The sequence below is a fragment of the Methylobacterium carpenticola genome, assembly GCF_042748905.1.
Classification (GTDB): Bacteria; Pseudomonadota; Alphaproteobacteria; order Rhizobiales; family Beijerinckiaceae; genus Methylobacterium; species Methylobacterium carpenticola.
Map to the genome: position 1 here is coordinate 4,195,421 of NZ_JBHZEO010000001.1, position 23,056 is coordinate 4,218,476.

General features: G+C 71.0%; 20 protein-coding genes, 1 tRNA gene and 2 pseudogenes. 12 read left to right on the forward strand and 11 right to left on the reverse strand.

Going from position 1 to position 23,056, the window contains the following annotated elements; translation table 11 throughout:
* Positions 1 to 315: 315 nt before the first annotated feature.
* The gene (gene uvrA / locus ACE101_RS19640; protein ID WP_379132972.1) at positions 316 to 3,231 is read right to left on the reverse strand and encodes an excinuclease ABC subunit UvrA; all 2,916 of its coding nucleotides are present in this window, start codon (positions 3,229 to 3,231) and stop codon (positions 316 to 318) included.
* A gap of 357 nt (positions 3,232 to 3,588) precedes the next feature.
* Between uvrA and sppA the strand changes: the two genes are divergently transcribed.
* The 4 genes from sppA to lhpI all read left to right on the forward strand — a co-directional run bounded on the left by sppA (position 3,589) and on the right by lhpI (position 6,276).
* Complete coding sequence (gene sppA, locus ACE101_RS19645; RefSeq protein ID WP_379132975.1) at positions 3,589 to 4,557, forward strand: signal peptide peptidase SppA; 969 nt, start codon at positions 3,589 to 3,591, stop codon at positions 4,555 to 4,557.
* 73 nt (positions 4,558 to 4,630) lie between these two features.
* A complete protein-coding gene (locus ACE101_RS19650) occupies positions 4,631 to 4,951 on the forward strand; it encodes an integration host factor subunit beta (protein WP_379132977.1) in 321 nt (106 codons plus the stop codon).
* A gap of 44 nt (positions 4,952 to 4,995) precedes the next feature.
* On the forward strand, positions 4,996 to 5,328 hold the full coding sequence (locus ACE101_RS19655) for a LapA family protein (protein ID WP_379132980.1): 333 nt from the start codon (positions 4,996 to 4,998) through the stop codon (positions 5,326 to 5,328).
* 6 nt (positions 5,329 to 5,334) lie between these two features.
* The gene (lhpI, locus tag ACE101_RS19660; protein WP_379132981.1) at positions 5,335 to 6,276 is read left to right on the forward strand and encodes a bifunctional Delta(1)-pyrroline-2-carboxylate/Delta(1)-piperideine-2-carboxylate reductase; all 942 of its coding nucleotides are present in this window, start codon (positions 5,335 to 5,337) and stop codon (positions 6,274 to 6,276) included.
* Positions 6,277 to 6,303: 27 nt separating this feature from the next.
* Here lhpI and ACE101_RS19665 read toward each other — a convergent pair whose 3' ends face one another.
* Positions 6,304 to 6,576, reverse strand: coding sequence for a hypothetical protein (locus ACE101_RS19665; RefSeq protein WP_379132984.1), 273 nt, complete (start codon positions 6,574 to 6,576; stop codon positions 6,304 to 6,306).
* 126 nt (positions 6,577 to 6,702) lie between these two features.
* On the opposite strand from ACE101_RS19665, the gene ACE101_RS19670 reads away from it, so the two are divergent.
* From ACE101_RS19670 to ACE101_RS19680, 3 genes are all read left to right on the forward strand, one after another.
* Positions 6,703 to 7,371, forward strand: a complete 669-nt coding sequence (locus ACE101_RS19670) for a phosphoribosylanthranilate isomerase (protein WP_379132987.1) — start codon at positions 6,703 to 6,705, stop codon at positions 7,369 to 7,371.
* Between the two features lie 124 nt (positions 7,372 to 7,495).
* Positions 7,496 to 8,716 carry a tryptophan synthase subunit beta gene (gene trpB, locus ACE101_RS19675; RefSeq protein ID WP_379132989.1) on the forward strand — a complete coding sequence of 407 codons (1,221 nt, stop codon included), beginning with the start codon at positions 7,496 to 7,498 and terminating at the stop codon, positions 8,714 to 8,716.
* A gap of 121 nt (positions 8,717 to 8,837) precedes the next feature.
* Positions 8,838 to 8,914, forward strand: a tRNA-Met gene (locus tag ACE101_RS19680).
* Between the two features lie 405 nt (positions 8,915 to 9,319).
* On the opposite strand, the pseudogene ACE101_RS19685 reads toward ACE101_RS19680, so the two are convergent.
* Positions 9,320 to 10,298: pseudogene (locus ACE101_RS19685) on the reverse strand (DDE-type integrase/transposase/recombinase); the annotation flags it as partial.
* A gap of 255 nt (positions 10,299 to 10,553) precedes the next feature.
* On the opposite strand from ACE101_RS19685, the gene ACE101_RS19690 reads away from it, so the two are divergent.
* Positions 10,554 to 10,910: a hypothetical protein gene (locus ACE101_RS19690; RefSeq protein ID WP_379132991.1), complete on the forward strand. Its 357-nt coding sequence runs from the start codon at positions 10,554 to 10,556 to the stop codon at positions 10,908 to 10,910.
* A gap of 72 nt (positions 10,911 to 10,982) precedes the next feature.
* Here ACE101_RS19690 and ACE101_RS19695 read toward each other — a convergent pair whose 3' ends face one another.
* The 7 genes from ACE101_RS19695 to ACE101_RS19725 all read right to left on the reverse strand — a co-directional run bounded on the left by ACE101_RS19695 (position 10,983) and on the right by ACE101_RS19725 (position 18,751).
* Positions 10,983 to 12,014, reverse strand: a complete 1,032-nt coding sequence (locus ACE101_RS19695; RefSeq protein WP_379132994.1) for an ABC transporter substrate-binding protein — start codon at positions 12,012 to 12,014, stop codon at positions 10,983 to 10,985.
* A 38-nt stretch (positions 12,015 to 12,052) separates the two neighbouring features.
* A complete protein-coding gene (locus tag ACE101_RS19700; RefSeq protein WP_379132997.1) occupies positions 12,053 to 12,823 on the reverse strand; it encodes an ABC transporter ATP-binding protein in 771 nt (256 codons plus the stop codon).
* A complete protein-coding gene (locus tag ACE101_RS19705) occupies positions 12,810 to 13,688 on the reverse strand; it encodes an ABC transporter permease (protein WP_379132999.1) in 879 nt (292 codons plus the stop codon). The genes ACE101_RS19700 and ACE101_RS19705 overlap by 14 nt, the downstream gene beginning before the upstream one ends.
* Positions 13,685 to 15,367, reverse strand: coding sequence for a rhodanese-like domain-containing protein (locus ACE101_RS19710; protein ID WP_379133001.1), 1,683 nt, complete (start codon positions 15,365 to 15,367; stop codon positions 13,685 to 13,687). The genes ACE101_RS19705 and ACE101_RS19710 overlap by 4 nt, the downstream gene beginning before the upstream one ends.
* A gap of 20 nt (positions 15,368 to 15,387) precedes the next feature.
* A complete protein-coding gene (locus ACE101_RS19715; RefSeq protein ID WP_379133004.1) occupies positions 15,388 to 16,608 on the reverse strand; it encodes an acyl-CoA dehydrogenase family protein in 1,221 nt (406 codons plus the stop codon).
* Positions 16,605 to 17,975 (reverse strand): NtaA/DmoA family FMN-dependent monooxygenase, encoded by a 1,371-nt coding sequence (locus ACE101_RS19720; RefSeq protein WP_379133006.1) that lies wholly within the window; start codon positions 17,973 to 17,975, stop codon positions 16,605 to 16,607. Before ACE101_RS19720 ends, ACE101_RS19715 begins: the two co-directional genes overlap by 4 nt.
* A gap of 386 nt (positions 17,976 to 18,361) precedes the next feature.
* The gene (locus ACE101_RS19725; RefSeq protein WP_379133009.1) at positions 18,362 to 18,751 is read right to left on the reverse strand and encodes an SDR family NAD(P)-dependent oxidoreductase; all 390 of its coding nucleotides are present in this window, start codon (positions 18,749 to 18,751) and stop codon (positions 18,362 to 18,364) included.
* A gap of 383 nt (positions 18,752 to 19,134) precedes the next feature.
* On the opposite strand from ACE101_RS19725, the pseudogene ACE101_RS19730 reads away from it, so the two are divergent.
* Positions 19,135 to 19,269 (forward strand): annotated as a pseudogene (locus ACE101_RS19730) (MgtC/SapB family protein); the annotation flags it as partial.
* Positions 19,270 to 19,316: 47 nt separating this feature from the next.
* Here ACE101_RS19730 and gcvA read toward each other — a convergent pair.
* On the reverse strand, positions 19,317 to 20,201 hold the full coding sequence (gene gcvA, locus ACE101_RS19735) for a transcriptional regulator GcvA (protein WP_379133012.1): 885 nt from the start codon (positions 20,199 to 20,201) through the stop codon (positions 19,317 to 19,319).
* A gap of 94 nt (positions 20,202 to 20,295) precedes the next feature.
* Here gcvA and ACE101_RS19740 point away from each other — a divergent pair, with 94 nt between their 5' ends.
* Genes ACE101_RS19740 through ACE101_RS19750 form a run of 3 tightly spaced genes read left to right on the forward strand, consistent with a single transcriptional unit; the run spans position 20,296 to position 22,846 of the window.
* Positions 20,296 to 21,531 (forward strand): MFS transporter, encoded by a 1,236-nt coding sequence (locus ACE101_RS19740; RefSeq protein ID WP_379133015.1) that lies wholly within the window; start codon positions 20,296 to 20,298, stop codon positions 21,529 to 21,531.
* 21 nt (positions 21,532 to 21,552) lie between these two features.
* Entirely contained in the window at positions 21,553 to 22,380 is an 828-nt protein-coding gene (locus ACE101_RS19745; RefSeq protein ID WP_379133018.1) for an EamA family transporter, read from the forward strand.
* Positions 22,381 to 22,423: 43 nt separating this feature from the next.
* Positions 22,424 to 22,846, forward strand: a complete 423-nt coding sequence (locus ACE101_RS19750; RefSeq protein WP_379133021.1) for a GFA family protein — start codon at positions 22,424 to 22,426, stop codon at positions 22,844 to 22,846.
* Positions 22,847 to 23,056 lie beyond the last annotated feature (210 nt).

Here is a 23,056-nt window from a genome sequence, read left to right on the forward strand (position 1 = left end):
CCTCGAGTGGCTCCACCAGCCCCCGACACAGTCTGAACGACTTCCAATGTTCTACAGCCACGCTCGGAACGCCAGCGGAATGCCTGCGGCGCGGGCACTTGCATCGCAACCGTTGCGCAAAAGTCGCAATTGCGTCGCAGGCAGCCCAGCATTGAGAGGGGCCGAAATTGATCGAAATCGCTGGCGAACGGCCACGTTTGCGTGCCGATCCGGCGCCGTGACGGCCGTGATCGCGGACTTCGGCGGTGTTTTTCGGTGAAGCGGCCGGTCGGGGAGGCCTTCGGCCGTCGCGATCCGAGGCCGCGACGCGGTTGGCTACTCGGCGGCCTGCTTGCCGGGCCGGGCCGGGCGGCGGGCCAGGACCTCGCGCAGGAATCGGCCGGTATGGCTCGCCTTGGCCTTGGCGATGGCCTCGGGCGTGCCCTTGGCCACGATGGTGCCGCCCCCGTCGCCGCCCTCCGGCCCCATGTCGATCACCCAGTCGGCCGTCTTGATGACCTCCAGGTTGTGCTCGATGACCACGACCGTGTTGCCCTGGTCCGCCAGCTCGTGGAGCACCTCCATGAGCTTGGCGACGTCGTGGAAGTGCAGGCCGGTGGTCGGCTCGTCGAGGATGTAGAGGGTGCGGCCGGTAGCGCGCTTCGAGAGTTCCTTGGAGAGCTTCACGCGCTGGGCCTCGCCACCCGAGAGGGTGGTGGCCTGCTGGCCGACCCGGACGTAGCCGAGGCCGACGCGCGCCAGCGTCTCCAGTTTCTCGCGGATCGAGGGCACCGCCTTGAACAGCTCGGCCGCCTCCTCGACGGTCATGTCGAGCACGTCCGCGATCGAGCGCTCGCGATACTTCACCTCCAGGGTCTCGCGGTCGTAGCGCTTCCCCTTGCAGACGTCGCAGGTCACGTAGACGTCCGGCAGGAAGTGCATCTCGATCTTGATGACGCCGTCGCCCGAGCAGGCCTCGCAGCGCCCGCCCTTCACGTTGAACGAGAAGCGTCCCGGCTGGTAGCCGCGGGCCTTGGCCTCGGGGAGGCCGGCGAACCAGTCGCGAATCGGCGTGAAGGCGCCGATATAGGTGGCGGGGTTCGAGCGCGGCGTGCGGCCGATCGGCGATTGGTCGATGTCGATGACCTTGTCGAGGAATTCGAGGCCCTCGATGCGCTCGAACGGCGCCGGATGCTCCAGGGCGCCGTTCAGCTTGCGGGCCACCGCCTTGTAGAGCGTGTCGATGACGAGCGTCGACTTGCCGCCGCCCGACACGCCGGTCACGCAGGTGAAGGTGCCGAGCGGGATCTCGGTGGTCACGTCCTTGAGGTTGTTGCCGCGGGCGCCGACGAGCCGCAGTACCTTGTCCTTGCGGAAGCGCCGCCGGGCGGCGGGCATCCGCACCGACAATTCGCCGGTCAGGTACTTCGCGGTGAGCGAGTTCGGGTCGGCGAGCAGCTCCTGCGGGGTGCCCTGCGCCACGATCTGGCCGCCATGGATGCCGGCGCCCGGCCCGACATCCACCACGTAATCGGCCTGGAGGATCGCGTCCTCGTCGTGCTCGACCACGATCACCGAATTGCCGAGGTCGCGCAGCCGCCGGAGGGTGCCGAGCAGACGCTCGTTGTCCCGCTGATGCAGGCCGATCGACGGCTCGTCGAGGACGTAGAGCACGCCGGTGAGCCCCGAGCCGATCTGCGAGGCGAGGCGGATGCGTTGGCTCTCGCCGCCCGAGAGCGAGCCCGAGCCGCGGGCGAGCGTCAGGTATTCGAGGCCGACATCGACCAGGAAGGTCAGGCGGTCGCGGATCTCCTTGAGGATGCGCGACGCGATCTCGTTCTGCTTCGCGCTCAGCTGCGCCGGCAGGTCCGAGAACCAGCCATGGGCGTCGCGCACCGAGAGCGCGGCCGCCTCGGCGATGTCGCGCATGCCGACCTTGACCGCGAGGGCCTCCGGCTTCAGGCGCTTGCCGCCGCAGGCATGGCAGGGCGTCTCCGCCATGAAGCGGGCGATGTCCTCGCGGGCGGTGTCGCTCTCGGTCTCGCGGTAGCGCCGCTCCAGGTTGGGCACGACGCCCTCGAAGGGCTTCGACACCTCGTAGGCGCGCAGGCCGTCATTGTAGGAGAACCGGATCGCCTCGCCGTCCGAGCCGAACAGCACCACCTGCCGGGCGGCGGCGGTGAGCTTGGCCCAGGGCACGTCGGTGCGGAAGCGATAGTGGCGCGACAGCGCGTCGAGGGTCTGGCCGTAATAGGGGGAGGTGGATTTCGCCCAGGGCGCGATGGCGCCGCGATCGAGGCTCAGGGCCTCGTCGGCGATCACCAGCGTCGGGTCGATGCGCATCTCGTGCCCGATGCCGCCGCAGGTCGGGCAGGCGCCGAACGGGTTGTTGAAGGAGAACAGCCGCGGCTCGATCTCCGGGATGGTGAAGCCCGAGACCGGGCAGGCGAAGCGCGACGAGAACACGATCGGCTCCGGGGCCGGCCCGCCCTCGGGGGCGTCGGCGAGCTCGATCACCGCGATGCCGTCGGCCAGTTCGAGCGCGGTCTCGAAGGACTCGGCCAGCCGCGAGGCCATGTCGGGCCGCACCACGATCCGGTCGACCACCACGTCGATGTCGTGCTTCAGCTTCTTGTCGAGCTTCGGCACGTCGTCGATCGGATAGTACTCGCCGTCGACGCGCAGCCGCTGGAAGCCCTTCTTCTGGAATTCGGCGATCTCCCGGCGGTACTCGCCCTTGCGCCCGCGCACCACCGGCGCGAGGAGATAGGCGCGGGTCTTCTCCGGCAGGGCCAGCACCCGGTCGACCATCTGCGACACGGTCTGGCTCTCGATCGGCAGCCCGGTCGCGGGCGAGTAGGGGATGCCGACCCGCGCCCACAGGAGGCGCATGTAGTCGTAGATCTCGGTGACCGTCCCGACCGTCGAGCGCGGGTTCTTCGAGGTGGTCTTCTGCTCGATGGAGATGGCGGGCGACAATCCGTCGATCTGGTCGACGTCGGGCTTGGCCATCATCTCCAGGAACTGGCGCGCATAGGCCGAGAGCGACTCGACGTAGCGGCGCTGCCCCTCCGCATAGATGGTGTCGAAGGCGAGCGACGACTTGCCCGAACCCGACAGCCCGGTGAAAACCACGAGCTTGTCGCGCGGAACGACGAGATCGACGTTCTTGAGGTTGTGCTCGCGGGCGCCGCGCACCGCGATGACCCGGCGCTCCGCGGCGCGGTCGAAGAGCGAATCGAGAGGGGCCATGCGGAGGCTCGCAGCGCAGCCGGAGGGGAGGGGGCGTCCGGCCGGATTCTGGCAAGGTCCAGGCCGGGTCGGACCGGTCGAAGATGGGAGCGTCGACGGCTCCCGCCAACCCGCGTGGTAGAACAAAATACGTACAGCGGCAACCGGGGCGCGTAGGGCCGCGAGGGCCGTCGCCCCGGTCCCCGGGCGGGGCACCGGCCCGGAACGGCGGTGATTGCCCCCGTGATCCCACCATCGCGCTCTTGCCGCTGCGCGACCGGCGGAGGTAGAACAGCGCCGCGGAGCGAGGCGCGCCAAGGACTTGCATCAAGGGTTTGGGGCGCCGCCGCGGTTGACCACGAAGGGTAGTAGCGCCGCATGGCCATCGATGCCGAACTTCTCCTCGACCGGCGCGCCCTGCGCCGGAAGCTCTCGTTCTGGCGCGTGGTCGGAATCGGCGCGCTGATCGTCGCGGTGGGCACGGTGGGCTGGCGGGCTTCGGGAGCGCGGGGGCCGTTCCCGGCCATCACCCCGCAGATCGCCCGCATCAGCATCGACGGCTTCATCACCGGCAGCGAGAAGACCCGCGAGCTGATGAAGCGGGTGGGCGACTCGTCGGCCGTGTCGGGCGTGATCGTGTCGATCAACTCGCCGGGCGGCACCACGACCGGGTCCGAGGAGCTGTTCCGCAACCTGCGCCAGCTCGCCGAGAAGAAGCCGGTCGTCGCCTTCGTGGACGGCACCGCCGCTTCGGGCGCCTACATCACGGCGCTCGCGGCCGACCACATCGTGGCGCGCGAGACCTCGCTCGTGGGCTCGATCGGCGTGCTGTTCCAGTATCCCGACCTCTCGGGCCTCCTCGACAAGGTCGGGGTGCGCGTCGAGGAGGTGAAATCCTCGCCCCTGAAGGCGGAGCCGAGCGGCTTCCACCCGACCTCGCCGGAGGCGCGGGCCGCGCTCCAGGCCATCGTCGGCGACACCTACGGCTGGTTCAAGAACCTCGTCGCTGAGCGGCGCAAGATGTCGCCGACGGAACTCGGCGCGGTGTCGGACGGCCGCGTGTTCAGCGGGCGCCAGAGCGTCACGCTGAAGCTCGTCGACGAGACCGGCGGCGAGCGGACCGCGGTGGAGTGGCTGGAGCGCGAGCGCAAGGTCGCCAAGGACCTGCCGGTCCGGGACTGGAAGCCGCGCGGCGACCGCAGCTTCGACCTGTTCTCGGCGGCCTCGCTCCTCGGCCTCGACGGGGTGGCGGGCCGTCTGCGCCGCACCACGGAGGAAGCGGCCGGCCTCGCGCAGGGGGGCCTGCTGGCCCTGTGGCGGCCGGGCGCGGCGCCGACGACGCCCTGACGCTCCGATCCGCCCGGTGGGCGCCGCGCCGCGGCGCCCCGATCATCCGCCGAGACGCCCGAGACCTCGCCTCATGATCAAGTCCGAGCTCGTTCTCAAGATCGCCGAGCAGAACCCGCATCTCTACCAGCGCGACGTCGAGAACATCGTGAATGCGATCCTCGACACGATCGCGGACGCGCTCGCCCACGGCGACCGCGTGGAGCTGCGCGGCTTCGGCGCCTTCTCGGTGAAGCGCCGGGAGGCGCGGCGAGGCCGCAACCCGCGCACGGGCGCGGCCGTTGCCGTGGCCGAGAAGGCGATTCCCGTGTTCAAGACCGGCAAGGAGATGCGCGTGCGTCTCAACGCGGCCGGGATCGGCGCCGAATCGCGGGAGCCGGCCGAGGTGTCCTGAGTGGCGGGAATCATCCGCAAACGTTCTCTTACCCGGGCTGTTCGATGATCCGCTTCCTCAAGGGTCTGATCCTGCTTCCCATCGCTGTCCTCGTGGTCCTGCTGGCGGTGGCCAACCGCCAGGCCGTGACGGTGTCCTTCGATCCGTTCTCGCAGGGCGTTCCGGCCTTCAGCCTGACCGTTCCGCTCTACGCCCTGATCTTCGCCGCCGTGGCCCTCGGCATCGTGGTAGGCGGCTGCGGCACGTGGCTCGGCGAGGGCCGGGTGCGCCGCGACCGCCGGGCGAAGAGCCGCGAGCTCGACCGCCTGCGCACCGAGACCGAGCGGCTGCGCGTCGTGGCGAACCGCGCCCTGCCGGCGCCCGCCAGCCGCGCCTGATCGGCCATGCGCGTCATCGCCGCCGCGGACATCGATGCCGCGCTCACCCCCGGGCGGATGCTCGCGGCGCTCGACGCCGCCTTCCGGGCGGAGACGACCGCGCCGCCCCGCCACCTCCACGCCCTGCCGGATCCGGCGGGCGACGCCACGCTGCTCCTGATGCCGGCCTGGGACGCCGAGCACCTCGCCGTGAAGGTGCTGACGCTCCATCCCGGCAACGCGGCGCGGGGCCTTGCCACCTTCCAGGGGGGCGTGCTGCTCAGCGAGCGGGCGACCGGACTGCCCCTCGCCCTGATCGACGCGCCGCAATTGACGCTCTGGCGCACGGCGGGCGCCTCCGCGCTCGCGGCGCGCCATCTCGCCCGGCCGGAGACCGGCCGCATGCTGATGGTCGGCACCGGGGCGCTGGCGCCCTTCATGATCCGCGCCCACGCGGCGGAACGGCCCCTGCGCGATATCGCGATCTGGAACCGCCGGCCGGAGCCGGCGCAGGCGCTCGCCGCCCGTCTCTCGGCGGACGGCCTCCCCGTGCGGGCGGTGGAGAATCTGGAGGCGGCGGCGCGGGAGGCGGAGCTGATCTGCTGCGCCACCCTGTCGGAAGCGCCCCTCGTCCAGGGCGCATGGCTCGCCCCCGGCACGCATCTCGACCTCGTCGGCGCCTTCACGCCGCGGATGCGGGAGGCGGACGATGCCGCGCTTCAGCGCGCCTCCGTCTACGTCGACACGCAGGACGCCCTGGCGAAGGGCGGCGACGTGGCCATCGCGGTCGCCTCGGGGGCGCTCGCGGCGGAGGCCATCCGCGGCGACCTCGCCGGACTCTGCCGCGGCACGGTGCCGGGCCGGTCGCGGCCGGACGAGATCACCGTCTTCAAGTCGGTCGGGGCTGCCCTGGAGGACCTCGCGGCCGCCGTGGCCGTATGGCGTCACGCGCAGCAGGATCCCGCCTGACGCGGGCCGTCGCGACAGGCGCCCTGCTCAGTGCAGGGCTGCGCCGATCCGTGCGTGCGCCGCTTCCATGCGGTCGAGCCGGCGCAGCGCTCGGAGCACCGCGTCGATGGCGATCGGAGCGAGGACGCCCGGCGGATGCCGCAGGCCGGGATCCGAGTCGACCGCATGGGCGTCGGAGGCCCAATCGGCCAGGATCGCCCGCTTCTCGGGTAGGGTGAGGTGGGATGCCGCGAGGATCGCCGCGGGATCGGTCGGCACCGATGCCGAAGGCTCGTCGCCGTGGTTCAGGTCAGCGTGCATCGCGCGAGATCTCCCTCCCGCCGCCCTGCTTGCGCGGAAACGCGCGACGTGGCGCTCGGTTCCGCCGGCTCCGGCATGTCGCACCCGGATGCGGCGGAAGCCCGGACGCCCTATAATGGAGGGGCCATGACACTCTCACCGTCCATCCGCGTGAAGATCTGTGGTCTCTCCACCGCGGAGGCGCTTGATGCGGCGCTCGCATCCGGCGCGGACCTGATCGGTCTCGTGCATTTCGCCCGCAGCCCACGCCACGTCGACCTCGAGACCGGCGCGGCGCTCTCCCGACGCGCGAAGGGCCGGGCGGAGCGGGTCGCGCTGCTGGTCGATCCGGACGACGCGCTGCTCGATGCGGTGGTTGAGGCGCTCGACCCGGACTGGATCCAGCTGCACGGCCGGGAAGCGCCCGAGCGTGCGGCGGCTGTGCGGTCCCGGACCGGCCGGCGAATCCTGAAGGCCATCGGCGTCGCCACGCTCGCGGATCTCGCCCAGGTCGCCGATTACGCGACGGCGGCGGACGGCGTCCTCCTCGACGCCAAGCCCGCGCCCGGCGCGCTGCCCGGCGGCAACGGCCATGCCTTCGACTGGCGGCTGATCCGCGAGGCGGGTCTCGCACCGACCTTCATGCTCTCCGGCGGCCTCACGCCCTCGACCGTCGCCGAGGCGGTGGCCGCGACCGATGCGCCCGCCGTCGACGTCTCCTCGGGCGTCGAGCGGGCGCCGGGCCACAAGGACCCGGATCTGATCCGGGCCTTCGTGACGGCCGTCCGGGGCGCGTCCGCGCGTCCGGGAAACTGAAAGCGTGGCCGGACCTGAGGAAATTGCCCCGCGGGCGGTTTGGCCCTAAGGCTGGCCGCGCGGGTGTCTCCGGACCGCCGGCCGTCGCGAGCCGCCCCGCATCCGCATCCAAGGACAGGCAGTCGTGACCGCTCCCCAGACCCCGAATTCATTCCGCACCGGCCCCGACGAGCGCGGCCGCTTCGGCATCTTCGGCGGCCGCTTCGTGGCCGAGACGCTGATGCCCAACATCCTCGATCTGGAGCGGGCCTATGCCGAGGCCAAGGCCGATCCGGCCTTTCAGGCGGAGATGGATTCCTACCTCGCGCATTACGTGGGCCGGCCGAGCCCGCTCTACTTCGCCGAGCGGATGAGCGAGCATTTCGGCGGCGCCAAGATCTACTTCAAGCGCGAGGAACTGAACCACACCGGCTCGCACAAGGTGAACAACGTGCTGGGCCAGATCCTGCTCGCCCGGCGCATGGGCAAGCCGCGGATCATCGCCGAGACCGGCGCCGGCCAGCACGGCGTCGCGACGGCGACCCTCTGCGCCCGCTTCGGCCTGAAATGCATCGTCTACATGGGCGCGGTGGATGTCGAGCGGCAGAAGCCGAACGTCTTCCGCATGAAGATGCTGGGGGCCGAGGTGGTGCCGGTGCAATCGGGCACCCGCACCCTCAAGGACGCGATGAACGAGGCCCTGCGCGACTGGGTCACGAACGTGAAGGACACGTTCTACTGCATCGGCACGGTGGCGGGCCCGCATCCCTACCCGGCGATGGTGCGCGACTTTCAGGCGGTGATCGGCCGCGAGACGAAGGAGCAGATGCTCGCCCTGGAGGGCCGCCTGCCGAACTCCCTGGTTGCCTGTATCGGCGGAGGCTCGAACGCCATGGGCCTGTTCCATCCCTTCCTGGACGACCGGGAGGTGGAGATCTACGGCGTCGAGGCGGCGGGACACGGGGTGTCCTCGGGCCTCCATGCGGCGTCCCTGACGGGGGGCAGGCCCGGGGTGCTGCACGGCAACCGCACCTACCTCCTCATGAACGAGGACGGGCAGATCGCCGACGCGCACTCGATCTCGGCGGGTCTCGATTATCCGGGGATCGGCCCCGAGCATGCGTGGCTGCACGAGATGGGGCGGGTCACCTATCTGTCGGCGACCGATCAGGAGACGCTGGAGGCGTTCCGGCTCTGCTCGCTCCTCGAAGGCATCATCCCGGCCCTGGAGCCCGCCCACGCGCTCGCGAAGGTGGCCGAACTCGCCCCGACGAAGCCGCGCGACCACCTCATGGTGGTCAATCTTTCGGGCCGTGGCGACAAGGACATCCCCCAGGTCGCCGAGATCCTGGGCGACACCCTCTGAGGGGGCGAACGCGGCGCGCAAAAGGTGGGCGGAAGGCTGCAACGGTTCCTTGACAGGCCGCCTCCGCCCCTCCTATACCGCGCCCACCGCAGAGCCGGGGGACGCTTCCCCGGCCCGGAGCGGCGGAGTAGCTCAGCTGGTTAGAGCAGAGGAATCATAATCCTTGTGTCGGGGGTTCGAGTCCCTCCTCCGCTACCAACAAAATCCGGCTTTTCCCTCTCAGGATCAGCCACTTAGCTTTTGAAGCCCTGGACCCGTCGTCCGGGGCTTTCTCGTTCTCGGGCGGATTTTTCTGCACGCTTGCCGGGCGATCCGCCTGGATTCGAACGCCCGGGCGGACCATCCGGCAGCCTGCGCCGGGTGGCGTATCCCTTCCAGGCCACGCCTGCACACCCGACCGGCCTTGCTACCGGGCCTGGCCGACGCGAGTCTGCGGCCATGTCCGACGAGTACGACCCTGCCACTGTCCTGCGCGTCCTCGCCGGCATGGAGCCGCCTCGCCGCCCGGCGGGCCACGTCGACGACGTGCCGCCCCGCTACCCCGTCGAGGACGGCCCCGGCGCCGGCGTTCGCATCGAGCTGACGTTGCGCAGGCTCGTGCGTGTCTGGTTGTGAGACCTCCTTGGCATTGGCAACAACCTTGAGCGCTCCTTCCAGCGCGGTGCGATCGGCATTCTTGGCTGCTGCGCCAGCCAGGGCAGGTTTGTCCTTCAGACGTTGGTGCAAGCCCATCTCGGGCGAGAGACCATTCAGGGCACGCCGTCGACGACCATTGTAGGCGACGTTGAAGCCCGCCAGCAGGATTTCCAGATCCTGGTGGCTGTAGATCGTAATGCCGAGCCCCTCGCGTTGCACGCGACCGTTGAAGCGCTCGACCATGCCGTTGGTTTTCGGGGTGTACGGTCTCGTCTTGCGATGCTCGACCTCGTGGCGCCGGCAAGCAGCTTCGACGGCATCAGCCGTGAAGCAGGATCCGCGGTCGGCCAGCAGGTGGGTGACCCGGAAAGGGAGAGCTGCGACGGCCTCATCCAGGAAGACGACGGTTGAGGCGGTGGTTTCGTCATCTTTGACGGAGAGATGCACGAAGCGCGACGCCCGATCGATAGCGACGTACAGATAGCGTTTACGGGTTGATCCGTCCTGGCCGCGCAACTTGGGCCAGTGCTTCACGTCCATATGCAAGAAGCCGATCTCGTATTCCTTGAACGTGCCGTGTGATTTGCGGGACTGGTTTGCGGGCGGGAGACGGTTGAGGCCTTCGGCCTTGAGGATGCGATAGACGGCATCGCGGTTGAGGTGGGGCAGGAAATGGGTGACCACGCAGGTGAGGTCGTCGAGAGGAAAGCCGGTGGAGCGAGAAGGGCGCAGACGATGGCGCGCTCCTCCTCGCTGGCCTTCCACGGCAGGGTGAGGTCGGGCCGAGCGGTCCTGGCAGTCGTCGGTTCCGCGCTTGCGCCACTTGCGGATGGTTTCGGTGAGAGACGCTGTGGCGGCGGGCGAAAACACCGGAGGGCTCACGAGAGCGGGCGATGTCGGCGCGCACGGCAGGTGTGGTGCGGGCGTTGGGGTGGATCGCGTGCATCAGCGCGTCCTCCGGACGGTGGAGCGGTGTGCCCGCTCGAAGTGCCATGCATGCTCCTCAATCGCCCAACGTGCCGCGTCCCAATAACGTTCGCAACCAGACACCGGGGGAGTTCACGCCTGCCACGTTGGCTGCCCCACCCCGGGAGATCGCCCCGTGACCGCTCGCTTCTTGAAACGGATAGCCCGCCGCCCCGCCTGAGCCCCCAACTCGGCGCCCGCCCGCGCGTGCCCCCGTTCCAGCGAGCCTTCCCCGATGACCGACGACGTCCGGCGCCGCGCCCGGCGCCAAGCCCGCATTGCGACCTGCCGCGAGAGTGAAGACCGCCACCGGCGCGCCGTGGCGATCCCGCCGACGCGCACGCCGACGCTCGACGAGCTCCTCGTCGGGGCGCAGCCGATCGGCGGGAGCTCCGTCGAGGACGCTCGGGTCTGGAGCAAGTATCGGATCGACCTGCCGCGCCCCCGGGACTTTCGCGAGGTTCGCCTGCTTCCCGAGTTCCGTCAGATCTGCGAGACGATCCGGCAAAATCTCGGTGGTGCATCGACGCGTGACGACACATGCAGGGTCGGGCGTCCGAAAGGCAAAGATACCGAGAGTGCATTGCTATGAGCGTCTTCGTGTTCTGTCGCTAAATCCCCTTGACGCCTTCGGATCGGAGGATTTTGTCTTCGCTCAGGCGCATCAGTTCTGCGCTGACGGGGCGGTCGCCGCGTTGAAATCGCGGCTGAACTCCACCGTGACGTCGATCTTGTTGGGGATCGCCTTCGCCTCGAACAGCACGTCGGCGATGCGCTGCTCGCGCCGGATCAGCGCGTCGTCGAGCGGCTGGAAGCTGGCCTTGAGGTACGCGGTCGAGATCTTCGCCCGGGCGGGCGTCTGCTTGAGCTTCTCGACGAGCAGCGATTCCACCTTGCCCGTGTTGGCGGAGAACCAGTCCCAATGCCGGCGCAGGCGCGCCAGAAAGTCGGAGAGCGCTGCCTTCTTCACCGGGTCGCGCAGGACGTCGCCGCGGGCCGTCAGGACGTTGAGCGCCGGGATGTCGAGGTCGTCGCTCGTCACCAGGACCTTGGCGGTGCCCCGCTCGATCGCCTCCGCGACCACGATGGCGCTGCCCGAGAAACCGTCCACGCGGCCGGCCAGGAAGGCGGCCGAGGTCGCGTTCTGGTCGGCGAGTTGCACGGGCTCGTAATCCTTGGGGCCGAAGCCGGCCTTCAGGGTAGAGAGCACGTATTGCAGGTAGTTGAAGCCGCCGAAATTGTAGGCCCAGGTCCGGCCCCGCAGGTCGGCGAGTGCGTTCACCCCTGCGGCGGTGCGGCCGACGGTGACGATCGGCGGGTACTGCGCGTCGGTGGCGCGCCAGCCGGCCACGATCTGAAGCGGCACCGCCTCGGGCGTCCAGGGCGCCTTGGCCTTGCCCTGCTCGATGATGAGCGAGGTGTCGCCCATGTGGCCGATGTCGATGGCTTTCGAGTAGAGCGCCGAGAGCTGCGCGGCCGGTCCCGGCAGCACCACCCACTGGATGTCGTAGGGGGCGCCCGCGAGCACGCCGGAGGCGGCGACGGTCTCGGGCAGCGTCCAGTCCTGGAAGCCGACGAGCAGCTTGGTACGGGCCGCGCCGTCCGGCACCGGACCCTCGGCGAAGGACGGCGCCGGCACCAGGGCGAGGAGCACGGCCAGGAGCGCGCGGCGCGAAGGGAGGAGACGGATCGGCATGGCAAGGGCCTCGAACGGGAAGGGGGAGTGCATCGGGATCAGGCGGCCACGTCCGTCGGGGCGACGCCGAGTTCCGCGAGGAGCCGCGCCCGCAGGGCAGCGAAGGCTTGGTCGAGCCGCTGCCGGGGCCGCCGGAGCGGGATCCGTGCGTCGAAGCGGATCCCGCCCCCGGCCAGCACCAGGATGCGGTCCGAGAGCAGGATTGCCTCGTCGACGTCATGCGTGACGAGCACCACGGCGGGCCGGTGGCGCTCGCAGAGCTGGTCCACCAGCGCGTGCATGCGGATCCGGGTCAGGGCGTCGAGGGCCGCGAAGGGCTCGTCCAGCAGCAGCAGGCCCGGCTCCGTCGCCAGCGCCCGGGCCAGCGCGACGCGCTGGGCCTCGCCGCCGGAGAGGGTCCGCGGCCATGCCTCGGCGTGGTGGGTGAGATCGACCTCCGCGAGGGCCGCTTCGGCGCGCCGCCGCGCCGCGCGCCCTCGCGCATGGCCGAGCACGACGTTGCGCCAGACCCGCATGGCCGGCACCAGCCGCGGCTCCTGAAACACCACCGAGCGCCGAGCGGCCACGCGCACCTCGCCCGCGCTCGCCCGGTCGAGCCCGGCGAGGATGCGCAGCAGCGTGGTCTTGCCGGTGCCCGAAGGGCCGAGCAGGGAGACGAACTCGCCGTGGCGTACCGCGAGGTCGACCCCGTCGAGGACGGTGCGCGCGCCGAAGGCGCGGCGCACGCCGCGCAGGTCGAGCGCAAGGGGCGCCTCATCGGCGAGGTCGGGCTTCGCCCGGTCGAGGCGTGCGAGGTTAGGCGAGGACAAGCTTGCCCCTCCATGGCAGCGCGAGCCGCTCGACGCCGCGCATGATCAGGTCGATGACGATGCCGAGAAGCGCGTAGAGGATGATCCCCGCCACGATGACGTCGGCGCGCTGGTTTACGTTGGCGTTGATCAGGATGTAGCCGATGCCCGAGCGGGCGTTGATCTGCTCGGCCGCGACCAGGGCCAGCAGGGCGACGCCCGCCGCGTAGCGCAGCCCGACCAGGATCGACGGGAGGGCAGTGGGCAGGATCACCCGCAGGGCGATGGCGCGCGGCGCGAGATCGAACACCCGGGCCGCCTCGATCAGCTTGGGATCGACGCCCCGCACGCCCGCGTAGGTGTTCAGGTAGACCGGGAAGATCGTGGCCGCGGTGATCAGTGCGATCTTGGCGCCCTCGCCGATGCCGAACCAGATGATGAAGAGGGGGATCATGGCGATGAACGGCACGGTCCGCAGCATCTGCAGGGCGGCGTCGAAGAGTTCCTCGCCCACTTGCCACAGGCCGGCCCCGAGCCCGAGCAGGAGGCCGACGCCGCCTCCGAGGGCGAGGCCGACCAGCGAGCGCGCCAGGGAGGCCGGCAGCGCCTCCTGGAGCTCCCCGGTGGAGATCAGCTCGCCATAGGCCGCGGCGACGTCCGTCGGGGCCGGGAGCACTTCGCGAGCGACGAGGCCCGTGGCGGAGGCGAGCTGCCATGCCGCGAGCAAGAGCAGGGGGGCGAGGGCCCGCGACGCCAGGCGCCGGCCGCGCGCGAGACGGGTCGCAGGGCCCGGCGCGGTCGCGTCGGAGGGCAGGTTCACGAGCGCGAAGGGCGGGGCGCCGGCCGCCGCCTCGCCGCGCGGACGGGTGGGCGCGGCGGCGCTCATGGGGCGAGGCCCACCGGTCCCTGACCGGCCGGCGGCGCCGCGTGCTCCACCGGGAAGGTCCGGAAGCGCACCGTGTCGTCTCGGCCGATCTGCGCCAGGAGGTTCACCTCCCAGTCGAGGTAGGCGCGGAACGCCGCCTGGCGGTCGCCGGCCGCGTGGTAGGGCGAGCGCCAGACGTCGTCGGGCGCGTGGTGGAGGGCCGTCTCGCCGGTCTCGACCGGCAGGCCGGCCGCCCGCCACGCCTGCGTCCCGCCCGCGAGCCGGCGCACGGGCCGGCCGGTCAGACGGGCGAGCTCGGGTGCCGCGTAGGCGGCCAGCACGCCGTCCGGCGAGGTCACGAGGATCTCCCCCTCCGGCAGGCGGTCGAGACCCTCCGCGAGGCGCGCGCGGACCGCGAACAGGGCGCCCGGTACGTGCCCGGCCGCGTAGTCGAGGCTGGTCGCGAGGTCGAGCACGACGGCCCCGCCGCGGGCGAGCAGCGATTCCGCCTGACGCGGCGAGATCGCCTCGGCGGGTCCCTCCGGCGCGCCGAGCGGCGGGATCCAGTCCGGGCCGGCCTCGCGCCGCCCGGGCGGCAGGCGGTAGGCGTAGACCTCCCCCCAGCCGAGCTGCACGAGCCACGATGCCGTGATCGCGGCACGCGCGCCGTTCTCGTCGTCGATCACCACCAGGCGCGCGTTGCGCACGGCCGCGAACCGGTCGATGCCCTGCACCAGTTGCCCGCCCTCGGCCCAGTGGGAGCCGGGCAGGTGCCCGGCCTCGAATTCCGCCCGCGTCCGGACGTCGTAGAGGTAGAGCGTGCGCGCGGGGCGCTCCGCCTCCAACCCCGCCAGCCCAGCCTCGTCCAGCCAGCGCAGCCCGAAGCGGCGGGTCAGGCGCTCGACCGCGGCGCGGGCCTCGGCGAGACCCGCCGGGCTCGGCGCCGGGGCCGGACGGGAGACGCCGTGATCGAGCGCGTAGCCCGCCTTGAGCCAGGCCATCGTGCCGTTCTCGAGGGCGGCGACGGGGTTCGGCAGGCCCGCGTTGATCAGCGCCTGCGCGCCGATGATCGAGCGGGTGCGCCCAGCGCAGTTGACGACCACCAGGGTCGCGGGCGAGCGGACGAGATCGTGCACGCGGTAGGGGAGTTCGGCATTCGGGACCGCGTGGGCGCCCGGGATGCTGAAGGCCTCGAATTCCGGCAGGGTCCGTCCGTCGAGGACGACAAGGTCCTCTCCCGCGTCGAGGCGGCTTTTCACCTCGACGGCCGACAGGTGCGGAGTCCGGTAGGCGTGCTCGACGAACTCCCCGAAGGCTTTGCTGTAGGCGCTCGACCCCGTGTAGGTCTCGCGGCCCGATGCGATCCAGGCCGCGACCCCGCCGTCGAGGAGCGACACGTCCGTGAAGCCGAGGTCCCGGAGGCGCCGGGCGGCGAGGGCGGCGAGGGCGCCGTCGCCGGCGTCCGTCACGACGAGGCGAACGTCCCGGCGCGGCAGGAGGAGCCCGGCGCGCAGTTCGAGCCGGCTGAGCGGCAGGGGCACCGAGAGGAGGATTTGGCCATCGCGGGCCTGCACGCCCTCCTCGCGCACGTCGACGAGCGCGCTCTCGCCGCCATCCGCGAGGAGGCCGGCGAGCGTCGCGACGTCGATGAGCGGGATCGACCCGTCCTCGGTGGTGCGGGGTTCTACGGCGAGCGTCATGGGGCGGGTCCCTCCGGCGGTCAGAAGAAGGCGGCGGCCGGGAGCGGCGTGCCGTCGAGGACGTGGCGGCCGATCGCCCGCGCCTTGTAGGCGACGGGGTTGTGCGAGGAGATCGTCCGGATGTTGCGCCAGTGGCGGTCGAGGCCGGCGCTCTGCGTCGCCGCGGAGGCGCCGCCGACCTCGAACAGGCGCGTCGCCGCGTTCAGGGCGAGGTCGTCCACCACCACCTTGGCCTTGGCGGCCCGCAGAGCCGCCTCGCGGAACAGCGCCTCGTCGGGGGGGCCGGCGAGGGCGGAGTCGAAGGCGAGTTCGAGCGCCTCGGCGGCCCGGAGCACGGCGGCCTCGGCCACGTAGGCGGTGCCGGCGAGCCGGCCCAGGATCTCCTGCAGCAGCGGGTCCTCGGCAGGCTTGTCCGCGACCGCGTGGTAGTAGTTGCGCGGGCGCGAGGTCAGGAGCGCGGCAGCATCCCGCACCACCGCCCGCAGGATGCCGGCGATGATCGCCGTGAGGTAGAGCTGCTGGAAGGTGGCCTCGTGCGGGACGCGCCGCTCCTGCGCGAGGGGCACGACCTCATCGGCGGCGACCGCGACGTCGTCCAGCACCGTGGTGCCGCTCGCCGTCAGCCGCTGCCCGATCCCGTCCCAATCGTCCGTGAGGTCCACCCCCGGTCGGTCGGCCGGGATGATGGCGGCGACGCGCTCGCCCTCCGGCGTGCGGGCGTTGATGAACAGGAGGTCGGCGTAGAGGTTGCCCGTGCTGTAGTACTTGCGTCCGCTCAGCCGATAGCCATCGCCGTGCGGCGCGAGCAGCGTCTCGCTCGTCCCGTCGCCGATGTTCTGCGTGCCGAGTTCGCTCGCCCCGAGGCCGAACAGGCGCCCGGCGCGGATGGCCGCGAGCCAGCCGTCGTAGCCGGCCGCGCCCCGGTTGCGCAGGGCCCTCTCCACGAAGGCGAAGTGATTGCGCAGGATGTGGGGGATGTTGGAATCCGCCTCGCCGAGCGCGATGACGATCTCGTACAGATCCCGCAGCGAGCCGCCGCTCCCGCCCTCGTCCCGCGGCAGCCGGAAGGCACCGAGGCGGGCACCGCGCACGAGGCCGATCGCCTCGACGGCGCTCGCCTCGCCCCGCTCGCGAGCCGCGGCCCCGTCGGCGATCACGCGCAGCAGCGCGGCGAGGTCGGGGGAATCGACGGCGATCGGGCCGTCCGCGGCCGGGCTCGGCCGAAAGGTGGGAACCGTCATGGCAGGGTCTCCTCCAGGAGGGCCTCGGCGAGGGCCTCGGCCGCGGGACGCGGCGCGGCCGGTCGTCGGGCGGGTCGCGGCAGACCGAGGTGTTCGCGCAGCGTCGTGCCCTCGTAGGCGTGCCGGAACACGCCCTTGCGTCGCAGCAGCGGGACCACCGTCTCGGCGAAAGCCGGGAAGCCGTCCGCGATCACGTCCGGCATGACGTTGAAGCCGTCGACGGCGCCCGACCGGAACCACCGTTCGATGTCGTCGGCGATCTGCTCGGGCGTGCCGACCAGCACGCGGTGCCCGGTGCCGCCGCCCTGGGCGCGGATCAGCCCGCGGACGGTGAGGCCGCGCCGGGCCGCCAGCGACACCGCGCCCCGGAAGAACGTCTGCATGCCATGTTCGGGCAGGGCGAGGTCGGCGGGAAGGGGCTCGTCGAGCCGCAGCCGCGCGGGGTCGACCCCCAGGATGCCCGCGAGCCGCCCGAGGCCGTATTCGAGGGGAACGAGGTCCCAGAGCTCCTCCTCCCGGCGCCTCGCCTCCTCCTCCGTGCTGCCGATGACGGTGACGAGGCCGGGGACGATCAGCAGCCCGTCCGGGTCGCGCCCCTCGGCGGCTGCGCGGGCGCGCAGATCACGCGCGTCCGCCAGCGCGTCGTCGAGGGTGTGGGCGACCGAGAAGACCGCGTCGGCATGCGCCGCCGCAAGCGCCTTGCCGTCGTCGGAGCCGCCGGCCTGCACCAGCACCGGATGGCCCTGCGGCGGCCGAGGCACGTTCAGGGCCCCGAGGACGGTGAAGTGCTCGCCCCGCCACTCCGGCGGATGAATCCGCGCCGGGTCGAGGAACCGCGCCGCGTGCCTGTCGCCGACGAGCGCGTCGTCGTCCCAGCTGTCCCAGAGCGCCTTGACCAGGGCAGTGAACTCGGCCGCGCGGCGATAGCGCGCCCCGTGATCGGCCCGCGCCGTGGCCCCGAAGTTCCGCGCGGCCGCCGGATCGGCGGTCGTCACCACGTTGAGGCCGGCGCGCCCGCGGCTGACATGGTCGAGCGAGGCGAAGCGGCGCGCGATGTTGTAGGGCTCGTTGAAGCTCGACGAGGCGGTGGCGATCAGCCCGATCCGCGACGTCGCCGCCGCGACGCTCGCCAGCACGATGGTGGGTTCGAGCGCGTTGAACGGCCGGAACTCGGGCCGGTCCGACAGGGCGGGGATGTCGGCCAGGAAGATGGCGTCGAACGTCGCGCGTTCGGCGAGTTGCGCCACGTGCACGTAGAAGCCGACATCCGCGAAGTCGCGCGGCGCGGAGGCCGGCCAGCGCCACGCGGACGCGAAGGTCCCTGCGTTGAGGAAGTTCAGGTTGAGGTGGAGTTGCCTGGCGCCCATGGCGTCACCACCACCCGTGCGCGGCGTGCGAAACATCGGCAGGATGCGGGAATTGGGGCATCGACAGGGCCGGCTTTCGGTGCATGTGCGACAAGCATCGGCGAGGATCGGGCGGGCACCGCTGGGGTGATACTCGCCCCTCGACGGATCGAAAGGGACATCATGCGCTCCAGAGGGCACATGATGTTCAATTGATCGAGGTTTTAAAGACCTCTGCGGCGGTGTTGAAATTGATCGATGATCGTGATCTCAATGTCAATAAGAAGCAATTTTCTTTGTTTGACTGGGAACGGTGATTTGATCCCATCTTGAGTGGAGCCGGGAGGCCGTCGTTGTGGCGGCGAGGCCCGGCGAGCCCGCTGCGGGGATGCGCCGTGCCGATGCGCTCACCCGGCGAGCGGGGGGCCGCCTCCGTCGACGAGGAGCCGGGTTCCGTTCACGAGCCGCGCGGCGTCGGACAGCAGGAAAGCGACCGCGTTCGCCACATCCTCCGGCAGCCCGGGACCGGGCGTGGCCGCCCGCGTGGCCGGCCTCCCTTGTCCCATCTCCGCCAGCCGGGGCGACGCGATCGGTCCGGGGGCCACGGCGTTGACCCGGATCCCGTCTGGTCCGTAGCGCCGGCCCAGTCCCTGCACGAGGAGGTCGAGGGCAGCATTGACGGAGGAACCGGGGAAGTGGTGCGGCGGCGGATCGATGCCGCCGCGGCCGCTGATCAGGACGATCGCCCCCGCGCCCTGCTTGAGCAGGGTCGGCAGCGCGGCGCGGACCGGCCGCACGGAGCCTAGGACGCACCGGGATCAGCGTCGTCGCGCTGCTCCGGGCCGCGAGGAGGGCGGCCGTGTCCTTCAACTGCTGAGTGCGGACATCGGCCTTGGCCGTTTCCTCCGGGTGGCGCGCGGCCCACCTCGGGTAGGCGGCGCGTCGCGAGAGGAAGTCGCCGATCGCCGGGCGGAGCCTGCGATCCTCGATGGCGGCGGTCCGGGCCGTCACGGAGGTGAAGCCGGGAAAGTCCACGTCGACGTCGCGCGCCAGCGCCACGAGCGTTCCGTCGCCCAGGGCGTCGGCCACGCGTGCCCGGGTCGCAGGCGCGGCCGCGACGGCACCGGCGATCACGGCCGTCGACGTGGCATCAGGGGCCGAGGCCGCCGGTGTCGCGCATCGTCTCGCCGCGCAGGTGGTGTCTGGCATCGGCTTCCTGGGCGCCCGCAGCATCCTGCTGCGCGGCGACGTGGTGCGGGGGCCCGCCACGGCCGCGAGCCTGGGGGCGTGGCCGCATCGCGGCCGGCACGTGGGCAACCGCGCCTTGAAGAACCTCATCGAGCCGCGCGGGTCGCCCGGGCGTCAGAGGCGGGCGGCCTCAACCAGCCAAGCGCAGAATGCGCGAACGGACGGATCCTCCATCCGGGGCTCCGGCACGTAAGTGTAGTAGCTGCGCGCCGGTAGCGCAGGTCCTGGGAACGGGCAGGTCAGCCTTCCGGCTGCGACGTCGTCGGCAACCAGTCGCTCCGGCCCCATCGCCACGCCCAGACCATCGAGCGCTGCTTGCAGCGTGAGGTAGAAGTGCTCGAGCGTGACCGATGCCTGCGGCTCCAGATCCGGCACTCCGGCCGCCTGAAGCCATTGCGGCCAGACCTGAGGAAGCGTTGCCGCGTGCAGCAGCGTGTGGTTGCGGAGTTCCCGCGGCTCCTCCAGCGGAAGTCGCTGCAGCAGCGCCGGGCTGCAGACCGGGATGCGCCTCTCGGACAGGAAAGGCTGTCCGACATGACCCGGTCGCGCGTCCGGACCGCCGCGGATGGCGACGTCGAACGGCTCGACCAAGCGCAGCAAGGGAACGTTCGAGGTCGTCAGCCGGACCTCGATGGCCGGATTTGCCAACTGGAAGCCGGACAGGCGCGGGATCAACCAGCGCAGGGTGAAGGTCGCCAGCGCGTTCACGCGCAACAAGCGCGGCCGGCCGCGTTCCACTTGACGCGTGGTTGCCAGCGCGATGCGGTCGAGGGCCGCGCCGATCTCCGCGAGGTACAGGCTGCCAGCCTCCGTGAGGCTCACGCGCCGGTTGTGTCGCTCGAACAACGGCACGCCGAGCCACGCTTCGAGTGCCTGGATGTGCCGGCTGACAGCGCCGTGGGTGACGCGCAACTCGGCCGCGGCCTGCGTGAAGCTCACGTGGCGCCCGGCGGCCTCGAAGGCCTTCAGGGCGTTCAGGGGTGGCAGGCGGCGTAGCACGCGTCAGATTTCCTCACACGAGTGTCAGCATAAGGCGTTTGTCGGCCGCCTGCGAGTTCGCGATCCTGTGGTGGCCAACAACCCAGGACGCCGGATGCGGCACGCGACAGACTCAACCGCGCCCCTCGACGATGCATCTGCACAGGAGGCGCGGCGCACGCTGGTGGCCACGGGCATCAACCACGCGCTGCACGACGGCTATACCGACCTGCTCTACGTGCTCCTGCCGGTCTGGCAGGGGGAGTTCGCCCTCGGCTACGCCGCGTTGGCGCTGCTGCGCAGTCTCTACAACGGCGCGCTGGCTGCGCTGCAGATGCCTTCCAGCCATCTTGCCGAACGGCTCGGCGCACGCCCGGTGTTGCTGCTCGGTACGCTGCTCAGCGCCGGCGGCTACGCGCTCGCGGGCGCATCCGGCGGGTTGACCGGCCTGTGCGTCGCGCTCACGCTCGGCGGGGCCGGCAGCAGCACGCAGCATCCTCTTGCGTCGGCGGTGATCGCTCGGGCGTACCGAGGATCGGCCCGCGGCCCGCTCGGCACCTACAACTTCACGGGTGACCTCGGCAAGGCCAGCGTGCCACCCCTCGTCGGCTTCCTGCTGACAGTCACGGACTGGCGCTCGGCGCTCTGGCTGATCGCGGGCCTCGGCATAGTGGTTGCGTGTGTGGTCGGCTGCCTGCTGCCGCGTGACCGCACGTCACGACGGGCGATACCCGAACACGCCGTCCCGGCTGCGTCGCGCACCCGCATGGGGCAGGGCGACCAAGCCGGCTTCAGGCTGCTCGTCTCCATCGGCATGCTCGATAACGCCGCACGTCCCGCCTTCCTGATCTACCTGCCGTTCCTGCTGCGGGAGAAGGGGGCCGAGCTGACCACCGTGGGCCTTGCGCTCTCCTTGGTCTTCATCGGCGGCGCGCTCGGCAAGGCGGTCTGCGGCCGGCTCGGCGAGCGCATCGGCGTGACGCGGACCGTGGTTCTGACCGAGACGGGAACAGCCGTCGCGATCCTGGCGGTCATCGCCCTGCCGCTCACGCCTGCGCTCGTCGTGTTGCCAGGGCTCGGCGTCATGCTCAATGGCACGTCCTCCGTGCTCTACGGCACGGTGCCGGAGCTTGCACCGAACGGACGCGTCGAGAAGGCCTTCGCGATCTTCTACACCTGGACGCTCGGCGGCAGCGCGCTTGCGACGCCCCTGCTCTACGGTCCGCTCGGCGACGCGGTCGGGCCGAACTGGGCCGCCATGGCCGCCGCGGTTACGGCCTTCGCCGTCGTTCCCCTCACGCTCGCCTTGTCGCCGCGGCTCGCGACGCATGCGCCGCTGAGGACAGCGTGAAGCACCAAGGCGACCATGCCGATGACCCCGCTCGTCCTCGCCTGCGTCGTGTGCGCCGCGATCCTGCACGCCGGCTGGAATGCGGTGCTGCGCGGCGGCAGTGACCGCCTCTGGTCGATGACGCTGATGATGATCGCCGTTGCCGGTGCCTCGGCGGTGGCAATGGTGTTCCTTCCCTGGCCGAACGCAGCGAGCTGGCCTTACGTCATCGCCTCCGCCCTGATCCACACCGGTTACAACCTCTCCCTCGTGCGCACCTACCGCTCGGGCGACCTCGGGCAGACCTACCCGATCTCGCGCGGCTCCTCGCCCGTCCTCGTTGCGCTCGGCGCGGCGGCGTTCGCGCACGAGACGCTCGGCCTGATCCCGATCGTCGGCGTCGCCCTGGTGTCCGGCGGCATCCTCTCGCTCGCCATCCCGGGTCGGCGGGTGCGGGCCGACTTCTTGCCCGCCGCGTTCACCACGGGTGTCCTGATCGGGGCCTACACCGTCGTCGACGGGATCGGGGTGCGCCTGTCCGGGAACAGCCTGTCCTACGCGGCGAGCATGTTCCTGCTCTGGAGCCTGACGATGCCGGTCCTGTACGTCGCGATGCGCGGGACGCCGCCGGCCTACACCCGCGTGCAGACGGCGATGGCGCTCGGTGGCGGGCTCGTTTCGATCCTGGCGTACGGCATCGTGATCTGGGCCATGCAATACGACGCGATGGGGGTGGTGTCGGCGTTGCGCGAGACCAGCGTGGTGTACGCGGCCATCATCGGGCGGCTCTTCCTCAGGGAGGAGCTGAGCCCACGGCGGATTGCGTCCTGCCTGGCCGTCGCCCTCGGCGCGGCCTGCCTGGCTTGGTGATGGGTTCTCGAGCGAACGGCTGGACGGAAGAAGGAGTGCCGTGATGGGCGACGCGAAGGTTCGATGTGGCCGGTGCCATTGCGGTTCGGTGCGTTTCGAGGTCACGCTCAGCGACGGCTTCGCTTCGATCCGCCGCTGCACCTGCTCGTACTGCCGCATGCGCGGCGCCGTCGTCGCCATGGCGGAGATGGGTGGCGTCAAGGTCCTGCAGGGCGAGGATGCGTTGACGAGCTACCGCTTCAACACCGGCGCGGCACAACACTTCTTCTGCTCTCGCTGCGGGATCTACACGCACCACCAACGGCGATCCAACACCAGCCTCTACGCCGTGAACGTGGCTTGCCTTGACGGCATCAGCCCCTTCGACTTCCCTGAGGTGCCCGTCACGGATGGGATCAATCACCCGAACGACACCGGCAGGCCAGCACGTCGAGCCGGCACGCTGCGCTTCACCCCGGCGGACTGAGGCTCGCCATCACCTGCATACGTCTCATACGGTTTCCGGATGATCGCTTCGCGATGCGGAAACCGGCCTCGCTCAGGCGCCGCGCGGGCTCGTGATACGGTTTCCGAAAGTGATCTTCCGGAAACCGTATCAGGATCAAGCTGCCGCTCTCGCATCGGCCGTGAAAGGTCCGCGTGGCAGCCGATGCCGATCAACCGTGTCATGAAGTCA